This is a genomic window from Enterococcus sp. DIV2449a, from assembly GCF_051711225.1.
Classification (GTDB): Bacteria; Bacillota; Bacilli; order Lactobacillales; family Enterococcaceae; genus Enterococcus_D; species Enterococcus_D casseliflavus.
The window spans coordinates 1779232-1799164 of sequence record NZ_JBIOME010000001.1 but is presented as its reverse complement, the minus strand read 5'-3'; the positions used below and the strand labels follow the sequence as shown (position 1 = coordinate 1799164).

At 42.3% G+C, this 19933-nt stretch carries 19 protein-coding genes and 1 other RNA gene; 16 read left to right on the top strand and 4 right to left on the bottom strand.

Annotated elements, in window-relative coordinates; genetic code table 11:
* Positions 1 to 627 (bottom strand): Holliday junction resolvase RecU, encoded by a 627-nt coding sequence (gene recU, locus IGI76_RS08490; protein ID WP_201689153.1) that lies wholly within the window; start codon positions 625 to 627, stop codon positions 1 to 3.
* Between the two features lie 70 nt (positions 628 to 697).
* On the opposite strand from recU, the gene IGI76_RS08485 reads away from it, so the two are divergent.
* The 8 genes from IGI76_RS08485 to IGI76_RS08450 all read left to right on the top strand — a co-directional run bounded on the left by IGI76_RS08485 (position 698) and on the right by IGI76_RS08450 (position 6356).
* Positions 698 to 1243: a DUF1273 domain-containing protein gene (locus tag IGI76_RS08485; RefSeq protein ID WP_005226143.1), complete on the top strand. Its 546-nt coding sequence runs from the start codon at positions 698 to 700 to the stop codon at positions 1241 to 1243.
* Positions 1244 to 1314: 71 nt separating this feature from the next.
* Entirely contained in the window at positions 1315 to 1725 is a 411-nt protein-coding gene (gpsB, locus tag IGI76_RS08480; protein WP_005226142.1) for a cell division regulator GpsB, read from the top strand.
* Positions 1726 to 1749: 24 nt separating this feature from the next.
* Positions 1750 to 2115, top strand: an RNA gene (rnpB, locus tag IGI76_RS08475) — RNase P RNA component class B.
* A gap of 66 nt (positions 2116 to 2181) precedes the next feature.
* Positions 2182 to 3345 (top strand): THUMP domain-containing class I SAM-dependent RNA methyltransferase, encoded by a 1164-nt coding sequence (locus IGI76_RS08470; protein ID WP_201689152.1) that lies wholly within the window; start codon positions 2182 to 2184, stop codon positions 3343 to 3345.
* On the top strand, positions 3342 to 4856 hold the full coding sequence (locus IGI76_RS08465; RefSeq protein WP_333719175.1) for a carboxypeptidase M32: 1515 nt from the start codon (positions 3342 to 3344) through the stop codon (positions 4854 to 4856). Before IGI76_RS08470 ends, IGI76_RS08465 begins: the two co-directional genes overlap by 4 nt.
* 146 nt (positions 4857 to 5002) lie before the next feature.
* Positions 5003 to 5662, top strand: coding sequence for an HD domain-containing protein (locus IGI76_RS08460; protein ID WP_005226139.1), 660 nt, complete (start codon positions 5003 to 5005; stop codon positions 5660 to 5662).
* A gap of 83 nt (positions 5663 to 5745) precedes the next feature.
* Entirely contained in the window at positions 5746 to 6126 is a 381-nt protein-coding gene (locus IGI76_RS08455; protein ID WP_005226138.1) for a hypothetical protein, read from the top strand.
* Complete coding sequence (locus IGI76_RS08450) at positions 6123 to 6356, top strand: hypothetical protein (protein WP_010748385.1); 234 nt, start codon at positions 6123 to 6125, stop codon at positions 6354 to 6356. The genes IGI76_RS08455 and IGI76_RS08450 overlap by 4 nt, the downstream gene beginning before the upstream one ends.
* Before the next feature lie 156 nt (positions 6357 to 6512).
* On the opposite strand, the gene IGI76_RS08445 is transcribed toward IGI76_RS08450, so the two are convergent.
* A complete protein-coding gene (locus tag IGI76_RS08445) occupies positions 6513 to 6839 on the bottom strand; it encodes a hypothetical protein (RefSeq protein WP_010748384.1) in 327 nt (108 codons plus the stop codon).
* Positions 6840 to 6932: 93 nt separating this feature from the next.
* On the opposite strand from IGI76_RS08445, the gene IGI76_RS08440 reads away from it, so the two are divergent.
* Positions 6933 to 8096 carry a VanZ family protein gene (locus tag IGI76_RS08440; protein WP_142968454.1) on the top strand — a complete coding sequence of 388 codons (1164 nt, stop codon included), beginning with the start codon at positions 6933 to 6935 and terminating at the stop codon, positions 8094 to 8096.
* 58 nt (positions 8097 to 8154) lie between these two features.
* On the top strand, positions 8155 to 9501 hold the full coding sequence (locus IGI76_RS08435) for a DEAD/DEAH box helicase (RefSeq protein WP_005226134.1): 1347 nt from the start codon (positions 8155 to 8157) through the stop codon (positions 9499 to 9501).
* Between the two features lie 37 nt (positions 9502 to 9538).
* Here IGI76_RS08435 and IGI76_RS08430 read toward each other — a convergent pair whose 3' ends face one another.
* Positions 9539 to 9976 (bottom strand): GNAT family N-acetyltransferase, encoded by a 438-nt coding sequence (locus tag IGI76_RS08430; protein ID WP_142968453.1) that lies wholly within the window; start codon positions 9974 to 9976, stop codon positions 9539 to 9541.
* Between the two features lie 70 nt (positions 9977 to 10046).
* On the opposite strand from IGI76_RS08430, the gene IGI76_RS08425 reads away from it, so the two are divergent.
* The 4 genes from IGI76_RS08425 to cls all read left to right on the top strand — a co-directional run bounded on the left by IGI76_RS08425 (position 10047) and on the right by cls (position 17002).
* Positions 10047 to 11099, top strand: coding sequence for a DUF7278 family profilin-like fold-containing protein (locus IGI76_RS08425; RefSeq protein ID WP_438781369.1), 1053 nt, complete (start codon positions 10047 to 10049; stop codon positions 11097 to 11099).
* A 350-nt stretch (positions 11100 to 11449) separates the two neighbouring features.
* Positions 11450 to 14092, top strand: coding sequence for an alanine--tRNA ligase (alaS, locus tag IGI76_RS08420; RefSeq protein WP_074535779.1), 2643 nt, complete (start codon positions 11450 to 11452; stop codon positions 14090 to 14092).
* Positions 14093 to 14368: 276 nt separating this feature from the next.
* Entirely contained in the window at positions 14369 to 15511 is a 1143-nt protein-coding gene (locus IGI76_RS08415) for a cation diffusion facilitator family transporter (protein ID WP_333719174.1), read from the top strand.
* Between the two features lie 24 nt (positions 15512 to 15535).
* The gene (gene cls / locus IGI76_RS08410; protein ID WP_015509734.1) at positions 15536 to 17002 is read left to right on the top strand and encodes a cardiolipin synthase; all 1467 of its coding nucleotides are present in this window, start codon (positions 15536 to 15538) and stop codon (positions 17000 to 17002) included.
* Here cls and IGI76_RS08405 read toward each other — a convergent pair.
* Positions 16982 to 17398 (bottom strand): ribonuclease HI family protein, encoded by a 417-nt coding sequence (locus IGI76_RS08405; protein ID WP_201689140.1) that lies wholly within the window; start codon positions 17396 to 17398, stop codon positions 16982 to 16984. The genes cls and IGI76_RS08405 overlap by 21 nt on opposite strands.
* A 65-nt stretch (positions 17399 to 17463) precedes the next feature.
* Between IGI76_RS08405 and IGI76_RS08400 the strand changes: the two genes are divergently transcribed.
* Together IGI76_RS08400 and IGI76_RS08395 are read left to right on the top strand one after the other, a co-directional pair.
* The gene (locus IGI76_RS08400; RefSeq protein WP_005231379.1) at positions 17464 to 17874 is read left to right on the top strand and encodes an EbsA family protein; all 411 of its coding nucleotides are present in this window, start codon (positions 17464 to 17466) and stop codon (positions 17872 to 17874) included.
* A 209-nt stretch (positions 17875 to 18083) separates the two neighbouring features.
* Complete coding sequence (locus tag IGI76_RS08395; protein ID WP_333719173.1) at positions 18084 to 19754, top strand: formate--tetrahydrofolate ligase; 1671 nt, start codon at positions 18084 to 18086, stop codon at positions 19752 to 19754.
* The last annotated feature ends 179 nt before the right edge of the window (positions 19755 to 19933 follow it).

The following is a 19933-nucleotide window of genomic DNA, read 5'->3' as shown; positions in this document are numbered from 1 at the left end:
CTAATCATTCTCCTTCATCGTTAAAAATTGATCAACTGCTTTTAAATAGGGAATACGCGGCGCAATTGAAGGGATGATTTCAATCCCATTCGTTTCAATATAGGCCAGTGTCATTGATTTTTTTCCCGTTTCTTTTTGCAGGTGCCATTGAGAAACTAAGCACTTGCTATCGAGAAAAAAGCAGCGTTGTAGACAAGAAAACCATAAAAGAACGAAACATAAACCCGCTTGTTCCAAACAGTCTTCCATATGCTTGATTTGGTGTGGATGAAAATTTTTAAAGGGAAATGACGTTTTGTTTTGAGTCTCTTTCGCTTCAAAGTCGATATATTGCCCTTGATAAACCCCATTGTAATCAGTGGTGGATGCCTCACGGAAATAGGCTTCTTTGATTACGGCGGCGCTTCTTCTTGGATAATCTACTTTCACGATTTGAATTGGTGTCGGTTTCTTATGAATGACAGCAAGTTTCCGATTCAAATAATAAAGGTTGCTTTCATTGATCGCTTCTTCAAAACGCATCCCACGATTGGCATACGTTTTTGGCTTTATTAGTTTCTCTTGCATTTTTTGTTTTTTGCCGTCATCATAGGTAGTAGATTGTCCATTCGGGTAACGAATAACCATGTTGTTCACACTCCTAGGCAACATTATACCAAAAAGTCGTTTGGAAAGAAAAGAGATGACCAGAGAAACAATGAAAACCTTATACTTTACTGGCTATCGTAATTATGAATTAGGTGTCTTTCAAGCAAAAGATCCCAAGATTGCAGTTATTAAGAAAGTAATAATGTCGACTTTGACCAATTATGTCGAAGAAGGGTTAGAATGGCTCTTGATCAGCGGGAATCTTGGCGCGGAGCTGTGGTGTGCCGAAGCCGTTGAACAATTAAAACAAACATACCCAGAACTGAAACTAGGAATTATTTTTCCTTTTGAAGGGTTTGGTGAAAATTGGAACGAAACAAATCAGCAGGCACTGCAAACAGCGAAGTCATTTGCCGATTATGTCAATGCCACCAGCCATAAGCCTTACCAAGACCCCAGTCAATTAAGAAATCACACGGCATTTTTACTGGAGCATACCGAAGGCGCACTTGTGTTATATGATGACGAATTTCCAGGAAAACCTAATTATTTCTTAAGAGATGCCAAAGCTTATAGTGAGCAAAATCCCTACTTTATTCATCAAATAACAATGGATGACCTACAAAACGCAACATTTGATAGTAATTTACTTTGATTTTCGTATATTTTTTGATAGAATGGTCTAGAAAGTGAAAACCATTTGGAATAAACAATGAGGTGTAAATAATGGCAAATTTAATTTATAGTCCAAAAGATATTCTGCAACAAGAATTCAAAACAAAAATGCGCGGGTATGATCCAGTTGAAGTGGATGAGTTTTTAGATAATATCATTAAAGACTACGAAAGCTACAATAAAGAGATCTTAGCCCTGCAAGAAGAAAATGACCGTCTGACAGCGAAAATCGATCAATTGTCGAAAAACCAAGCGATCGCATCTCGTGTTCAACAAGAAGCGCCGAAAAGCCAAACCGTTACAAACTTTGATATTTTGAAACGTTTGTCTAATCTTGAAAAAGAAGTGTTTGGCAAAAAGCTTGATCGTGAATCAGAACCTGTCACTCGTTCTTCTTCCTACAACAGCAACTATACAAATGCTGATTTTGAAGATGACAACGAAAAAACCCGTCAATTCTAATCTATTTTAGAAAAGATAGTTGTGGTTTTCGGGTAATTGCGGCATAACTCGATTATGCTGAGGAAAGTCCATGCTCGCACAAGCTGAGATGCTTGTAGTGTTCGTGCCTAGCGAAACCATAAGCTAGGGTACTTGAGAAAGTAACGGCAGGAAAAATGGCTAAGGTGTAAGCTATGCCAAAGTATCCTTGAAAGTGCCACAGTGACGAAGCAAGGCGGGAAACCGTCTTGGTGGAACGCGGTAAACCCCTCGAGCGAGCAACCCAAACAATGGTAGGGGCACTTTTTGCACGGAAATGAACGGAGCAAGAAGGCAAGTAATTGCAGATAGATAATTACCCAGTGTTTTCTTCTCCCTGAGGAAAATACGGACAAAACATGGCTTATAGAAAATCACAACCTATCAGGGAATCCTTCCAGCAACGGAAGGTTTTTTTATACCAAGAAGGAGAGCGTTATGACTGAAAAAACATTTAATTGTATTGCCACCGCTGCGAGCGGTTTAGAAGCACTAGTGGGCAAAGAATTACGGGATTTAGGGATCGAGTGTGAGGTTGAAAACGGCCGAGCGCGTTTTAAAGGGACGATGGAGACCATTGCTACCGCGAACTTGTGGCTCCGTACAGCGGACCGTATCAAAATTGTCGTCGGGGAATTTGACGTATTGACTTTCGATCAGCTGTTTGAAGAAGTTAAAGCGTTACCGTGGGAAGACTTTTTACCTTTAGATGCTGAATTTCCAGTAGCTGGAAAATCAATCAAATCAAAATTGTATAGTGTACCTGATTGTCAAGCGATTACCAAAAAAGCAATCGTCAATCGCTTAAGAGAAGTATACCATCGTCCAGCAAGTGTGCCGCTGACTGAAACGGGCGCTTTTTTCCAATTAGAAGTGGCTTTATTGAAAGACCATGCGATGATCACATTGGATACGACTGGCCCTAGTTTGTTTAAACGTGGCTATCGTTTAGAAAAAGGAGGCGCGCCGCTGAAAGAAAACATGGCTGCGGCTTTAGTGATGCTGACAAATTGGTACAAAGACAAGCCGTTTGTCGATCCCGTTTGTGGATCAGGCACGTTGTGCATTGAAGCAGCGTTGATCGGTCACAATATCGCCCCTGGCTTTAATCGGGAATTTGTTTGCGAAACGTGGGATTGGTTCCCAGCAGAAGTATTTGAAAAAGTACGGAAAGAAGCAGATGAAGCAGCAGATTATGATGTCGAATTAGATATTATCGGTTCGGATATCAATGGTCGAATGATTGAGATCGCCCGCAGAAATGCGGAAGAAATCGGTCTAGGAGACTCGATCACCTTCAAACAACAAGCCGTTAAAGACTTTAAAACAGAAAAAGAGTATGGTGTCGTTGTGGCTAACCCTCCTTATGGCGAACGCTTAGGAGAAGAAGCGTCCGTTCAGCGACTGTATCAGGAAATGGGCCAAGTGTTTCGGCCGCTAAAAACCTGGAGCAAGTACTTTTTGACCAGTGACTTGACTTTTGAGACCCATTACGGCGAAAAAGCGACAAAAAAACGCAAATTATACAACGGTGCGATTCGTACCGATCTCTTCCAATACTGGGGACAACGTCCGCCACGCAAAAAGGAGTCTGCTGAATGAAAGAACAAGAATTTCTGAAAGAATTAAAAGAAATCGATCTATTACAACAAGCAATGGGGATCTTAGGCTGGGATAATCAAACAGGGATGCCAGAAAAAGCCAGTGATTACCGTGCCGAAGTTGACAGCTATTTATATGGTCTATACTTTGATAAAAAAGTGGGGGAACCAATCCAAGAAGCGATCAGCTATTTCGGGAAACACCCAGATGAATTATCAGAAGTAGGGAAAGCTGCGTATCAATTAGTCAAAGAAGAATATGAATTGCAAAAAGATGTACCCAATGAGTTGGCGATGGCGGCTTCCGCAGCTACGTCAAAAGCACATACTGCTTGGCTCAAAGCCCGTAAAGAAAAAGATTTTTCTTTATTTAAAGACGCTCTTTCTGAAAACATTCGCTTGACAAAAGAATTGATTCCTTATTGGAAGAAAAATGAGCTGACGAACTATGACGTCTTGTTAAACCAATACGAACCGAATATGACGGTTGAGATCTTGGATAACGTATTCTCACAAGTGAGAGACGGTATCATGGATATTCGTCGTCAATTGGCTGAAAAAGGAACAGCGCCAGATACTTCGATCCTTTCACGTAAGATGACCGAAGCGCAACAACGTAAATTTATCTCAAAAGTGATCGCCGACTTAGGCTATGACTTTTCTCGCGGCCGTTTGGATAATACGGTCCACCCATTCGCTACGGGGATCAACCACAATGATGTACGGTTGACCACACGCTGGAGCGAAACTGACTTTTCGATGGGACTGTTCGGTGTGATTCATGAAGCTGGTCACGGGATGTACGAGCAAAACATCGATGAGAAATACGAAGGCACGCCTGTTCATGAAGGGGCGTCCATGGGAATCCACGAATCCCAATCGCTGTTTAATGAAATCATTATCGGCAGCAACCGCAATTTCTGGGCAAAGCAATACCCATTTTTCCAAGAATGTGCGGAAGGCACGTTTGATGATGTGTCTTTTGACACTTTCTATGACTCCTTAAAGCATTCAAAAGCTAGCTTGATCCGTATTGAAGCTGATAGTCTGACATATGTCATTCATATTATTATTCGTTACGAGATCGAAAAAAAGATCTTTAACGAAACCGTATCGATCGATGAACTGCCAAAAATCTGGAATGACAAATACGAGGAATATTTAGGGATTCGTCCAGAAAATGACTTGGAAGGGATCTTACAAGACGTTCATTGGTCAGGTTCAAGCTTCGGGTATTTCCCATCCTATGCTCTAGGATATATGTATGCAGCGCAATTACTCCATGCCATGGAAAAAGAAATCAATGTCGATGAAGTGTTGGCTTCGGATGATTATTCACCGATTCGTAAATGGTTGACTGAAAATATCCATCAATATGGCGCATCCAAGAAACCAAATGAATTGATTTTAGATGCAACGGATGAATTATTGAATCCTCAATATCTATTAGACTATTTACGCAAGATCTATTTTAGCGTCTATAAAATCAGCGAGACGCAAGATTTCGCTTAAAAGTAACGAGTGGAAAGAAGCTTCGCAAGACGTTGCCGCCCCAATTATTTCATGGGGTGCTCGTCTTGTTGAACTTCTTTTCCTTTTGTATCAAACACCATCGAAAAAAGAAGGCTAGCTGCTTTCATATCGAAAGAAGGAAAAAAATGAAGGAAGAATACAATGTTGCCGATCTTAGCAAAGTAATTGCTTATGCCGAAAGTATTCTGGGGAATGATTACACAGGACATGGGTTTGATCATGTCAAACGAGTGGCTGGGTTAAGTCAAGCCATCATTGATGCCGACGAATTGGCAGTTGATTGCTTTGTCGTACAGGCGGCAGCCTATCTCCATGATACGGTGGATGACAAAGTTGTGGCGGATGTCACAGCGGCGTCTAATGAAGTGCGAGCTTGTTTGACCACAGCGGGAGCCAGTGAAGCACAAACGAAAGAAATTTTTTCTATTATCGAGAATCTGTCTTTTTCAAAAGAACTTTTGCAAGGCGCGCAAGTTGTCTCAGTAGAAGGCCGCGTCGTTCGTGATGCAGATCGTCTCGATGCTTTAGGTGCGATCGGTATTTTACGGACGAGTTATTTTGGTGGCAGTCATCAACACCCGATCCATGTCAGTGACTTAGCCCCAAAGACGTTTCAAAATCATGAAGATTACCGAAAAGGAACGACGGTGATCAATCATTTTTATGAGAAACTATTTTTGCTTCCTGAAAAGATGACCACGGCGTATGGCAAAAAAGAAGCCCAACGACGTGTGGCTTTCATGAAGGATTTTTTAGAAGAATTCTATGCAGAGTGGGATGTTTAACTTTGTTTAGAGTTTTTTAAACTGAAATTCGATTATTTCCTTTTTCCTCCATTGTTCTTTATAATAATAAGTACAAAGGAGGGATGGAAATGTACTACCAACAGGCATTACAACCGAATGAACTATTGCCAGCGATTTCCAATTCAGGGGAATGCTTTTTTGTCATTCGGGCTGAGCTACCCATCCGGCAATATCAAATCGCAGTCTATCTTTACGACGATCAATTCTTTTTGTTGCAAGATGATCGCTTGTTTGATCAAATCGACCAAATCTCTAGTGAAACATTAGGGGATGAAGAAGAGATTTTACCATTTATCGAAGAAGCGCTGGAAGAAAACCATTATTTATTAGTGGAAAAAGCGTTTATTCGTTTAGATCTATCTACTTTACAAAAGATGACCGATCTTACTAGTTTCGATATCTTGTTTTATGAATTTTTTGACTCATGGGGGGAAGAAGGATGAAACGGACTGAATACGTAACGCTACAAGACCAAACATTGATCGACCTATTCCAGCAGTTAGGAGAGGATGTTTCGAATCTCGAGCTGATCGATGAAGAAAAGAATATCGATGTGGTGGTTGTGTCGAATAGTGATTGGCAATATTTATTGGAGCAAGTCAATGATGATGTGAAAGAGTCTTTTGCTGATACCTCAGAGACAGACCTGGATGAAGAACTAGCCGACGAATAAACCTTTTTTTAGTTGATAAACTGTTTTACTACGAAAGTGGCGGATGGATCTTTAGAAGGGGTCTAGCAATCTAGGCAGCTTACCAAAAAAATACGAAGCGATCTCATTTCCCGTCAAGAGGAGCAGGATCAATTCGTATTTCTAGGTAAGTTGTTTTTATTTTGTCCGCAGACGAACGTTTTTGACTTTTAAATAGCCGCGAATCAAGTTGACAATCAGTAAAAGAATGCCCACAATCAATGGAATCGCTAATAAGTAAGGCGAGTAAAGGTGGGTTTCTTGCACGTGTTCAAGAGATGTTTTCTCCACTTCATTGATGGCTTGTTGAATGACTTGTAAACTAAATCCTGTCAGAAAACCAGCAATGATGAAAAGGACGAAGCCTAAATAGGGAATATCGGAAGACCGGCGAAAAAGAGCAAAAGCTGCATATAAAACCAAAAGGAATGCCGGTACGCCAAAGGCAAAATAGGGATTTAACATGGTTTTTTAACCTCCTTTTCTTTTATGATACTCCAAAATTTACGTTTTGGGAAATAGCGTGTAAGATAAAAAGAAAACGTGAAGGAGTTCTTTATGTCCGCTTATATTACCCCAATAAAGGTTGCCTTACTGGTTTTTCCTTTCCTAGCATTGGCGATATCAATGATTTTTTTTGTTATCCAATATCGAAAATACGGTCGTTTTATCTTGTCACGCGCACTGGTTCTGTATTCATTTGTCTTCTATTTATTGTGCGCCTATTTCTTAGTTATCCTACCATTGCCCTCGATCGAAGAGGTAGCACAGATGACTGGTCCTAAGATGGAATTGCAGTTAGGGGCATCGTGGCAACATTTTGTCCAACAGACCGTCTTAAACATTCACGATCCGCAAACCTATCTTCCCGCTATGAAGCAGGGGGTCTTCCTTGAGCCACTCTTTAATTTATTGTTGACCTTACCATTTGGGGTCTATTTGCGTTATTACTTCAAATGTTCCTTTTTAAAAACACTCGTTATTACGTTTTGCTTGACGTTGTTTTTTGAATTAACGCAGTTGACGGGACTGTATTTTATTTATCCTCGTCCGTATCGCTTATTCGATGTCAATGATCTCTTTGTCAATACAGTTGGAGGGCTTGTGGGCTGGACGATCGCCCCACTTTTTACGTTCTTATTGCCATCAAGGGAAGAGATGGATGCGGATTCTTACGCCAAAGGCACTCGGGTGACTGTGACACGAAGGGTGTTTGCTTGGTTGATCGACTGGGGAATACTGAAAGTGGTCAGTTTTATTGTGGTGATCGCTGTTCGTTTGCTCACTCAACAGACGGTACGGGACTTTAGTGGGGACTATTGGTACTTTGCTCTTGAAGTGTTGCTGTACTTTGTGTTGTTGGCTTACCTTGCCAAAGGACAAACGATTGGAAAAAAACTCGTACGAATCAAAATCATGCAAGAAGGCCGTGAGCGTGTCAGCTTGGGGGCTTTATTGAAACGCTATGGTTTGTTTTATCTGATTTATGCCAGCATCAGTCGGGTCAATATCTTTTTCGCACCGTTTCTTGAGTCCAACAATCTGCTGCTTTTAGTCGTTAGTTTGTTGATGGTAGTTATTTTTGGGTTGATCCAGTTTGGTTTTTACTTGAATCTCTTGTGGGCAGCAATAAAAAAAGAAAGCCGCTTTTTCTATGAACGCCGCAGTGCAACGTATACTATCAGTACGATCGATCCTCAATCGATTACAAAAGAAAGTTAGGAAAACAAGGCAACATATGCTATAATCCAAAGGATGCTAAAAGAAAGAAGGTGTTTGAATGTCTTTTGAGTCATTTAAATTTCAACCATTTATTTATGAAGCACTTGCTGATAAAAAGTTCTCTAAGCCAACAGAAGTGCAAGAAAAACTGATACCTGTTATCCAAAAAGGACGCAGTGTTGTAGGGCAATCACAGACCGGAAGTGGTAAGACCCACACATTTTTACTGCCATTGATGGATAAAATCGATGCCGAAAAAGATGAAGTGCAAGTAGTGATCACTGCACCGAGTCGTGAATTAGCCACGCAAATCTATCACGCCGCAAAACAAATCGGCGGATTTCATGATCCTGAAATTCGAGTGTCAAATTTCGTCGGAGGAACGGATAAGCAACGTCAATTAAGCCGTCTGCAAAATCAACAGCCCCATGTCGTGATTGGGACACCTGGTCGTATCCTGGATATGATCAACGAACAAGCGTTAGGGGTTCACACTGCCAATGTATTTGTCGTGGATGAAGCAGACATGACCTTGGATATGGGCTTTTTAGAAGAAGTCGATCAAATTGCGGGACGTTTGCCTGAGAAACTACAAATGCTGGTTTTCTCCGCAACGATTCCAGAGAAATTGCGCCCATTCTTGAAAAAATACATGGCCAATCCATTGATCGAAGAAATCAAATCGAAAGCAGTCATCTCTGATACGATCGAGAATTGGTTGATTTCTACCAAAGGGAAAAATACCAATAAATTGATCTACCAATTATTGACTACAGGCCATCCCTATCTTGCCATCGTTTTTGCCAACACGAAGAGCCGTGTGGATGAAATTACGGATTACTTAAAGGAACAAGGCTTAAAAGTAGCGAAGATCCACGGCGACATCAGTCCTCGTGAAAGAAAACGGATCATGCGCCAAGTGCAAAATTTGGACTACCAATATGTTGTCGCAACAGATTTAGCTGCGCGAGGAATTGATATTGAAGGGGTTTCTCATGTCATCAATGCTGAGATTCCAGCTGATTTAGACTTCTTTATCCACCGTGTTGGTCGGACCGGTCGAAACCAAATGGATGGGACCGCGATCACGTTATATGATCCAAGCGATGAAGGAGCAATCCAAGCCATCGAAGATTTAGGGGTTGTTTTCCAACCGAAGGAAATCAAAAATGGCGAGATCGTTGCGACTTACGATCGGAATCGTCGGCAAAAGCGGGAAAAATCTCGTGACGAATTAGACCCAACCTTGATTGGCTTAGTCAAGAAAAAGAAGAAAAAAATCAAGCCTGGCTACAAGAAAAAAATTCAATGGGCTGTTGATAAGAAGAACAAAGAAAAACGGAAGATCGAACGTCGTCAAACGACTCGAACTGCCCGCAAAAACAAGAAAAATTCGAATAGTTAATGGTTACCAAAACAGCAGTCATGTAAGGGGTGTTCTCTTACTTGACTGCTGTTTTTAATTGTTTGGTCATTTCTACACACAATACACCATCTTCAGTATAGGGCTCGGATGTTTTTTGATACCCACAGGATTCATAAAACGCACAAGCGTCGATCTCTGCGGATAACACTGATTGGAGGGCACCCTCTTGGACACCACGCATTTCGAGATAATGCAATAATTTGGTGCCGTATCCTTGGTGCCGATAGGCCTTGGCTACGCAAAAGCGATCAGGTTGCAGAGTGTTCGGTGAAGAGAATTGATAGCGAATGGTCGCGATCGGGATGCGTCCATCTAGCCAAAGAAAGTATGGGCAAGATTGGTCTTTTTCATCAAATTCCCATTCTATAGGGATGTGCTGTTCTTCCACAAAAACGGCTTGCCGCAGGGCGAAAACCGCTTGTAGCATCCACGGACTGCGTCCAAAATAAAGCATCAGTCGTTTTCCTCCTTTTTCGTGGTATACTCGTTATATAGTAATTGTAGCAGATGAGAGGAGAAATGACGTGGATTTTTTTGAGGCGTTACAATGGTCAAATTGGAAGACACTGTCCTTTGAAATCAAAGAACAGCTGATCCAGCAAATTTTAATGTATTTTGTCAGTCCTTTAAAGGAGATCACCGATGTCCATTTTAGTCAGTTGACGTATGCAGGGTTGAAATGTGCGACCTTTGAATTAACGATCGATGGCGAAGACTTTGTCTTTATACCAGGGAACTCTGAGGCGATCTTAGGTTGGGATCTCGGTGTGCAAGGATTACCAGCTACTTGCTGGAGTAAAAATTGGCAGTCAGCCCCCAACGAGATCATTCGCCAGCTGGAAACAATCTATGAGTTAGAAACCAGCCAGGATTGGGGGATTTTTGTCAATGAGTCTACGAGCCCTTTGCGCAAAGCTGTGATTGATCCTATGCTAGTCCAAAAAAGTTCTCTGCCTGCTGGCGCAAGGTATATCGGGAAGTTAAATACAATCACTGGGGAGTTTCACGGGTTAGTCGATCAATTCAGTGTTTTCGAAAAAGAGCTAAAGGCACAATTCACAGCACCAGCGTCCTTTGAGGAAAGCTTGCGTTGGGAATTACCCGCTTTTTACCACGAAGAGAATCGCTATTTTGCTGCACTAGAGCCGTTATCGGAAACCTATCAGTTATTTACCCACGAATCCGTCAGTCAAACAGAATTGAAACAGCAGTTAGATAAACAAGGCTTTCAGCTACTATCAGAGGATCAATGGGAATACGTTTGCGGTGCTGCGACTCGGCGACTTTTTCGCTGGGGCAATGAAAAGTCCTGCGACGATGGTGTCTCTTTGTCAACCGCTGAATTGCTTGAACCGAATTTATTTGGCTGCACCTATGGGCTTGCGGATGCGTGGGAGCTGACAGATGGCTTGTCTTTAAAAATGGAGAACTGGCAGATTTGTGGGCATCCTTTATTCGATGCCTTGCCATATGCCAGTTATTACCGTTCACGGAAAATGCTGCAGCCAGATCAAAAGCTTTCTCCGCAAAGCTATCGTTACCGCAAAGCGATTCTGATCAACAAAGAACGGATTTGAGGATTGACTTTTTCGACACATTTCCTTATACTTTGAATGACGAAGGATATGGTCGGTTTGATGATTCATTACAGAAAGTTTTTCATTGCTGAGAGAAAAACATGAATTCAGACGGATTGCTCCCTTTGGTGCTCAACTGTAGCAGAAATGTTGCCGTCCACTCCGCGTTAACGAGTCTAAGAGGTAATGAGTCACATCATTGCAAGCAAGGTGGTACCGCGTATCGACGTCCTTGCTCTGCAATGGTGTTTTTTTTCGTCAAAATGACTCGACAGGCATAAGAGCGCCTTACCAGCAATTTTGTCAGCCCCTGTATCTTAAGCGAACACAGAAGAAAGTAGGAGAATAACGTGAAACAATTATCCAGTGCAGAAGTACGCCAAATGTTTTTGGACTTCTTTCAATCAAAAGGTCATTCAATTGAACCAAGTGCGTCCCTTGTCCCAGTCAACGATCCAACCCTATTATGGATCAATTCAGGAGTGGCAACGCTAAAAAAATATTTTGATGGCAGTGTTGTTCCTGAAAACCCAAGAATTACCAATGCGCAAAAATCGATTCGGACCAACGATATTGAAAATGTTGGGAAAACAGCGAGACACCATACGATGTTTGAAATGCTAGGCAACTTTTCGATCGGCGATTACTTTAAAAATGAAGCGATTCATTGGGCCTGGGAGTTTTTGACATCACCAGAATGGATGGCTTTTGATCCAGAAAAATTATATGTCACGGTTTATCCAAAAGACACAGAAGCAAAACGGATCTGGGCAGAAGAAGTCGGCTTGACACCAGAGCATATCGTTGAGATTGAAGACAACTTTTGGGACATCGGTGCAGGACCATGTGGACCAGATTCAGAGATTTTCTATGACCGTGGTCCTGAGTTTAATGACGTAGCGGAAGATGATCCCGAAAACTATCCTGGTGGCGAAAATGAACGCTATTTGGAAATCTGGAATCTGGTCTTTTCAGAATTCAATCATCAACCAGATGGCTCCTATGAACCACTACCACATAAAAACATTGATACGGGGATGGGGCTGGAACGAATGGTTTCCATCGTTCAAAATGCACCAACCAATTTTGAAACAGACTTGTTTCTGCCGATCATTAATGCAGTGGCAGATTTAAGCGGTCGTGTGAACTACGGCGACAGCAAAACGACAGATATCTCCTTTAAAGTGATTGCAGACCATATCCGCGCGCTTTCTTTTGCGATCGGCGATGGGGCACTTCCTTCAAATGAAGGCCGTGGCTATGTTTTACGTCGTTTATTACGTCGTGCAGTCATGCATGGGAAAAAATTAGGGATCGATGCTGCCTTCTTATACAAATTAGTACCGATCGTTGGCGAGATCATGGAAAGCTACTATCCTGAAGTACTAGAGCAGCAAGAATTTATTGAGAAAGTGATCCGCAACGAGGAAGAACGTTTCCATGAAACCATCAATGAAGGGTTAGATATTTTAAATCAAGTGATCGCCCAAGTAAAAGCAGACGGTCAAGATACGTTAGCTGGTCAAGATATTTTCAAATTGTATGACACTTACGGCTTCCCAGTTGAATTGACAGAAGAAGTGGCGGAAGACGAAGGGTTGAAAGTGGACCACCAAGGGTTTGAACAAGAAATGGATGCACAACGTGCCCGTGCTCGTGCAGCTCGACAAACGGAGCTTTCAATGGGCGTACAATCCGCTTTATTGACAGATATCAAAGTAGACAGCCGTTTCGTTGGCTATGATTCACTTGAAGCAAACAGCGAATTATTAGTGATCATCCAAGACGAAGCGTTACATGATTCTGTTTCGACAGGTGAAGCAAAACTGATTTTTGCCGAAACACCATTTTACGCAGAAATGGGTGGACAAGTTGCGGACACAGGCACGATCGTAGCAGAAGATGGTACGATCGTAGCGGAAGTGACGGATGTCAAAAAAGCACCGAACGGTCAGTTCTTGCATACTGCTACAATCAAAGCGCCACTACAAGAAGGCATGAACTATTTCTTACAAGTGGATCAGCATCGTCGCAATAAGATCATTAAAAATCATACAGCGACTCACTTATTGCATAAAGCCTTAAAAGAAGTATTGGGCAGCCATGCGAACCAAGCAGGTTCATTAGTTGCTCCAGGACATTTGCGCTTTGACTTTAGTCATTTTGGGCAAGTGACCAGCGAAGAGCTGAGCCAAATGGAACAAATCGTAAACCAGAAAATTTGGGAAGCTCTTCCTGTTGTGACGATCGAAACGGATATCGATACCGCAAAAGGCATGGGAGCGATGGCACTCTTTGGTGAAAAATATGGGCATGACGTTCGCGTCGTCAATGTTGCCGATTGGTCGATCGAATTATGTGGGGGAACCCATGTAGCAAATACGGAGGATATCGGTATTTTCAAAATCGTTTCTGAATCAGGGATCGGTGCTGGTGTTCGTCGGATTGAAGCAGTGACTAGTCAAGAAGCTTATACGTTATTGCATGAAGAAGAAGCGCAATTAAAAGCAATTGCAGGGATCGTTAAATCCGCCCAATTAAAAGAAGTCGTTGCCAAAACAGAACAACTGCAAGCGCAGCTGCGTGAATTGCAAAAAGAAAACGAAGCTCTTGCCAGCAAGTTAGCAAACCAGCAAGCAGGGGATGTTTTCAAGGATGTCAAAGAAGTAAATGGTCTGCGTCTGATCACAGCAAAAGTGACTGTAAAGGACATGAACCAATTACGTCAACTAGCTGACCAATGGAAACAAAAAGACCATTCTGATATTTTAGTGTTAGCTACCGCGAATGATGGCAAAGTGAATCTTTTAGCTGCCATGAAGAAAGCAGCCAACGAAAAAGGATTGAAAGCGGGCGATTTGATCAAAGAGATCGCACCTAAAGTTGGCGGCGGCGGTGGCGGCCGTCCTGATATGGCACAAGCCGGCGGGAAGAATCCAGAAGGAATCGCAGCAGCACTTGAGACAGCAGCAGCGTGGTTAGCTGCCAAGTAAGCACACTATGGTTGAATCTATACCCGCGAGTTCCTTTCCTTTAAGAAGATAGGTGAAAGAGGAGCGTAGGTCTTTAACACATTCCTTTTTTGAACGAAGATGACGGAGGGGGAGACCCTTCCGTTATCTTTTTCCTTTTTTCCTACGTGTTATCTGAAAATGCGTTTGATAATTGAAGGGAATTCGCTTTTTTTTCGAAAAAACGATACGAATAGTTGTTTAATTGAATTCCTTCGGGGTAAAATAAGAAAGATGGTTTTTTGAGAGGGTGATGATTTGCTAAACTTTTTTTTAGATCGTAGCAAAAAAAATGGTGTCTACGAACGTACAGCCATCGGGAAATTAGCAGGTAGCCTCGGGTTGCTTTCCAACCTACTATTATTTGCTGGGAAATTTATCATTGGCTTATCTGCCCAGTCTGTTTCGATTATGGCAGATGCCATCAACAGTCTTTCAGATACCGCTTCGTCTATTTTAACATTGATCGGTTTTCGGATCTCTGCGAAACCAGCCGACAGTGAACATCCATATGGTCATGAGCGATTTGAAGCCATCAGTGGGTTTGTAGTATCTTTGATCATCACGTTTGTTGGCGGCCAATTTCTCATCAGCTCTGTGCAACGCATCATGGAACCGACGAGTATCCGTCTTTCCCCACTATTGTTTATCGTTTTGGTCTTATCGATTTTGATCAAAATCTGGCAAGGAGCGATGTACCGCAAGCTGGCGAACCTGATCGGCTCTCAAACACTTAAAGCCAGCGGACAAGACAGTCTCAACGATGTGTATACAACGGGGGCAGTTTTGTTTTCAGCGACGATCGAGTGGCTGACTGGCCTACGTATCGATGGCTTTGTCGGCTGTCTGATTGCCTTGTATATTTTGATTAGCGGAATCAAAATGATTCGTTCCTTTATCAACGAATTATTAGGGGCACGCCCAACGCAAGAAGAAGTAGCTGCCATGGAGCAACGCTTGGATCACTATCCGACGATTCTCGGTTACCATGATTTACTGGTTCATAATTATGGACCGAAAAATCGCTTTGCCAGTGTGCATATCGAAGTGGATGAAACATGGACTTTACGAGAAGCGCATGAGGTGATTGATGCCATTGAACAAGATTTTCGCCAATCTTTAAAGGTCGACTTGGTCTGTCATCTTGATCCCGTACCAATTCAAGATCAGCAGTATCGGCATTTAAAAAAAGAAGTGTCAAAGATCATTCGCTTCGTTGACCCACAGTTACGGATGCATGATTTTCAGGTCAAAGGAGATCTGTTGGCTTTTGATTTAGTGATTCCCGCAAAACCGGCGTATAGTGATCATGAAATCGAAGAAATGCTGAAACAAAAAATCAAAGAAACACTAGGGGACTATGAATTGAAGCTTGCTTTCGATCACAGTTACCTATTATAGGGTTACAGGATATAGGAGGAAACTATGATAAAAATGGATATGAGCATGATTTCCACGGTCTTATTGGCACTTTTGTTTATAAATACGATTGCTGCTTTTATTACTGTTTTTCGGAAACCACGCTCGATTGCAAGTGTCTTTGCTTGGATGATGACATTGGTATTCATCCCCGGCATCGGGTTCTTGTTGTACTTGTTTTGTGGTCGGGGGATCGACGGAGAAATTATTTATAAATTTAGTGAGCACCACCAAAGTAGGATCAATGAGTTGAATCAAATCATCAAAGTGCACAATTATTCTTTTCCTGAACATCCTTACTCAGATGACAATCATCTATTAGAGCGCTATTTTAAGAACCTTGATGAATCTCCCTTGACGAAAGGAAACAAAGTAGAATTTTATACAGATGGAAAAGAAAAATTTGCAGCATTGTTTGAGGACATGAAGCAAGCAGAAGATAATCTGCATGTGGAGTATTATTCGTTTTTTAATGATGAGATCGGTGGCCAATTCTTGTCAATCTTGATCGATAAAGCCCGTGAAGGTGTTGAAGTGCGTTTGGTCTATGATCCATGGGGGTCACCGAAGGCCAATCGGAAATTCTTTCAACCGTTGATTGATGCCGGTGGAAAAGTCGTGCCTTTCATCACTTCGAAGAACCTAATCCGCAACACACGATTGAACTACCATCTACATCGAAAAATCGTTGTGATCGACGGTCAAATCGGATGGACTGGCGGCTTTAATGTCGGCGATCAATATTTAGGGAAAAAGGCCAAATTTGGCTATTGGCGAGACACCCATGCGAGAATCGTAGGTACTGCCAGTTTTACACTACAAGAGATTTTTATTCGTGACTGGAACGCATCTGTAAAAAGAGAAGAGGATCAGCTGGAATACGAGGATCGCTACTTTATTCTACCGCCGAAAGAGCGCTCTGGAAATGTTGATTTGCAGATCGTCGCTGATGGGCCTGAAAGTGAGACCCAAATTCTCAAAGGCGGCTTTGTGAAAATGATTTTGGCTGCCAAAGAATCGATTTGGATCCAAACGCCTTATTTGATTCCCGATGACAGTATGATGAATGCATTAGAAATTGCGATTCACTCAGGTGTAGACGTCCGAATCATGATTCCATGTATGCCGGATCACCCATTTATTTACCGGGCAACGCAGCATTATGCCAATTACTTGCATCGTCGTGGTGCAAAAATCTACATCTATAACAACGGTTTCCTCCATGCGAAGACGGTCATGATGGATGATACCATTAGTTCCTTTGGGACGACGAATCAAGACATTCGGAGTTATGCCTTGAATTTTGAAGTCAATGCCTTCGCCTACGATCACGATGTCACGCAAACGTTGAAAGGCTTCTTTGAAGAGGATATGGCACAATCAACATTACTGACGGATGAAATTTTGGCGAAGCAATCTTACTGGTTGCGCTTCAAACAAAACTTCTCTCGGTTATTGTCTCCGATCCTTTAATTTCATCGCTTTTGCTAATCCTTGGCGTGCCAAATGGTCGGCACCTTTGTTTTGACTCTCAGGGACCCATTGGATGATTGCTAAAGAGAACTGTTTCAACAAGTATTGAATTTCTGTTAAATAATCAGAAAAAGCAGGGTTTTTGGTATAATTCTTGTCGATGGTCTGCGCAACGACTTTGCTGTCGGTATAGAGCATAATTGTCTGTTCCTGTAAACCTTTGTCAATCAGCAGCTGCAACGCGTTGACCATCACAGCGAACTCTGCTTGGTGGTTGGTTGAATCAGGTAGCGGAAACGCAATTTGTTCATGCAGATCAGTACCGACAATGACGATTCCACCGCCACTAGGGCCGGGGTTGCCTTTCGTGGAAGCATCAAGATAAACTTTTAACATTGTCTCACCCTTTTTTGATATGATAAAGATAGTATACTAGAAATTTTATGTTGTGAGGAACTTTTATGAAGCGTAAATTGTATTGGCAACCGGAAGCTGCTACAGCGATCATTTATTGGTCGTTTACTATGATGATATTATTTATCAGTTTGATTCTTTCGTTAGAAAATACCAGACCTTATTGGAAAAGCAACCTCGTATTAGCCGTCTTTTTCTTTTTTGTATGGTTAGGGATTCACCGAAGCATGCTCATCAGGAATGATTTGCTCCTGATTCGCTATGCGCGCTTATGGAAGAAAAGCCTTATTTCTTTACCTGAGATAGAAAAATGGCAAATTATAAACCGTTTAATAAGCATTACCGATCATCAAAAAACGTATACCTTCACGTTGCGTAAAAAAGATGTGGCATGGTTAGAAACTTTTTTTCAAGAAAAAATCCCTGAAAAAAGGGTGCAGGTCAAAACCAACGAGTAATTCATAGAAATCTAGAAAGCAGCGATCACTCCTTTTGGCGTTACAGCCTTAGGAGGGACGTTGTTTTTTGTTTACATAAAGGATTCGTGAAACTTCTTGTAAAAGTGTGAAAAATCACTCTTTCTTTCTGAATAAAATCAAGTATAATAAGAGCATAGCAAACAAAATACATTTTAAAGTGCTAAATAGTTCGTGAATTGAGGGTAAAAATGAAATCAGATATCGAAATTGCACAAGAATCAATGCCTAAACCGATTATTGAAATTGCTGAACCACTTGGTTTGACAGGCGATGACCTGGAACTTTATGGCAAATATAAAGCAAAAATCGAATGGTCGGCAATCAACGAAAAAGCAAACAATCCGCTGGGTAAACTCATTTTAGTCACAGCGATCAGTCCGACACCCGCTGGAGAAGGCAAGTCAACCGTGACCATTGGACTTGCAGATGCGTTAAATCAAATCGGCAAGCAAACCGTCATCGCCTTACGTGAGCCATCTTTAGGACCAGTAATGGGCATCAAAGGCGGCGCCACCGGCGGCGGCAAAGCACAAGTGTTGCCGATGGAGGACATCAACTTACACTTCACTGGCGATATGCATGCGATCACAGCAGCAAACAATGCCTTGTCTGCATTGATCGACAATCATATCCAGCAAGGCAATGAGCTGGGGATCGACGGACGTCGGGTCACATGGAAACGGGTTGTCGATTTGAATGATCGAGCGTTACGACAAGTGATCGTCGGTCTAGGGGGACCGTTACAAGGCGTTCCCCGAGAAGACGGTTTTGACATCACCGTTGCTAGTGAAATCATGGCGATTTTGTGCTTGGCAACAAGCATTGATAATTTAAAAGAGCGATTAGGAAAGATTTTAATTGGTTATTCTTTTGAGAAACAACCGATTTACGTAAAAGATCTGGCGGTCAAAGGTGCTTTAGCCTTACTTTTAAAAGATGCCCTCAAACCGAATCTTGTTCAAACGATTGAAGGAACCCCTGCGCTGATCCATGGCGGACCTTTTGCAAATATCGCTCATGGGTGTAATAGTGTCATCGCAACCGAGACGGCTTTGCACTTAGGCGAATACACGGTGACCGAAGCTGGGTTTGGTGCTGACTTAGGGGCAGAGAAATTTCTTGATATCAAAACACCGAACTTATCAAAGGCACCAGATGCGATCGTAGTAGTAGCGACGATCAGAGCACTGAAGATGCATGGTGGGGTCGCTGTGGCTGATTTAGGGACAGAAAACTTAAAAGCATTAGAGTTAGGCTTCAGTAATTTAAAGCGACATGTTGAAAACATGCGTAAATACGGGATTCCAGTTGTCGTTGCGCTTAATGAGTTCTCACAAGACACCGAAGCGGAGCGAACATTAGTCGAAACCATGTGCCAGAAAATCGACGTCACCATCGCACGGACAGCCGTTTGGGCAGACGGTGGTGCAGGTGGAACGGATTTAGCAAAAGCAGTGGTTCAAGTAATCGAGGAAAAACCTGCCAACTATCAACGCTTGTATACCGACGATTTGCCTTTAGCGGATAAAGCTTCTTTGATCGTGCGGGAAATCTATGGCGGGGCAGAGGTTGAGTTTGCGCCGAAAGCCAAGGCACAGTTGCAAAGCTTCAAAGAACAAGGCTGGGATCAGCTGCCGATCTGTATGGCAAAAACCCAGTATTCCTTTAGTGATGATCCAAAGCGATTGGGCGCACCAGATGACTTTACAGTAATGATTCGCGAATTCGTGCCAAAATTAGGGGCTGGCTTTATCGTAGCCTTGACTGGTGCCGTGATGACGATGCCAGGATTACCGAAGAAACCTGCCGCCATCAATATGGACGTGACTTCTGATGGCCAAGCGATCGGTCTTTTTTAAAAGAGCTATCACAAACAAAGAAGGCATTCGCGGCATTTGAAACGGAAAAACGGAAAGAGATGACTTGAAAGGACGGGTGCAAGCGGCATTCGTCTTTTTCTCGTTCATTAGACGTGATGGAAGATAAAAGTAGGGATTCTTGTTATAATAATCAAGGAAGCAAGCAAAAGTCTATTTTC

Excerpts from the sequence above, each read along its gene's own strand:
- recU (WP_201689153.1), bottom strand. The coding sequence starts at position 627 with ATGGTTATTCGTTACCCGAATGGACAATCTACTACCTATGATGACGGC.
- IGI76_RS08485 (WP_005226143.1), top strand. The coding sequence starts at position 698 with ATGAAAACCTTATACTTTACTGGCTATCGTAATTATGAATTAGGTGTC.
- gpsB (WP_005226142.1), top strand. The coding sequence starts at position 1,315 with ATGGCAAATTTAATTTATAGTCCAAAAGATATTCTGCAACAAGAATTC.
- IGI76_RS08470 (WP_201689152.1), top strand. The coding sequence starts at position 2,182 with ATGACTGAAAAAACATTTAATTGTATTGCCACCGCTGCGAGCGGTTTA.
- IGI76_RS08465 (WP_333719175.1), top strand. The coding sequence starts at position 3,342 with ATGAAAGAACAAGAATTTCTGAAAGAATTAAAAGAAATCGATCTATTA.
- IGI76_RS08460 (WP_005226139.1), top strand. The coding sequence starts at position 5,003 with ATGAAGGAAGAATACAATGTTGCCGATCTTAGCAAAGTAATTGCTTAT.
- IGI76_RS08455 (WP_005226138.1), top strand. The coding sequence starts at position 5,746 with ATGGAAATGTACTACCAACAGGCATTACAACCGAATGAACTATTGCCA.
- IGI76_RS08450 (WP_010748385.1), top strand. The coding sequence starts at position 6,123 with ATGAAACGGACTGAATACGTAACGCTACAAGACCAAACATTGATCGAC.
- IGI76_RS08445 (WP_010748384.1), bottom strand. The coding sequence starts at position 6,839 with ATGTTAAATCCCTATTTTGCCTTTGGCGTACCGGCATTCCTTTTGGTT.
- IGI76_RS08440 (WP_142968454.1), top strand. The coding sequence starts at position 6,933 with ATGTCCGCTTATATTACCCCAATAAAGGTTGCCTTACTGGTTTTTCCT.
- IGI76_RS08435 (WP_005226134.1), top strand. The coding sequence starts at position 8,155 with ATGTCTTTTGAGTCATTTAAATTTCAACCATTTATTTATGAAGCACTT.
- IGI76_RS08430 (WP_142968453.1), bottom strand. The coding sequence starts at position 9,976 with ATGCTTTATTTTGGACGCAGTCCGTGGATGCTACAAGCGGTTTTCGCC.
- cls (WP_015509734.1), top strand. The coding sequence starts at position 15,536 with ATGATAAAAATGGATATGAGCATGATTTCCACGGTCTTATTGGCACTT.
- IGI76_RS08405 (WP_201689140.1), bottom strand. The coding sequence starts at position 17,398 with ATGTTAAAAGTTTATCTTGATGCTTCCACGAAAGGCAACCCCGGCCCT.
- IGI76_RS08400 (WP_005231379.1), top strand. The coding sequence starts at position 17,464 with ATGAAGCGTAAATTGTATTGGCAACCGGAAGCTGCTACAGCGATCATT.
- IGI76_RS08395 (WP_333719173.1), top strand. The coding sequence starts at position 18,084 with ATGAAATCAGATATCGAAATTGCACAAGAATCAATGCCTAAACCGATT.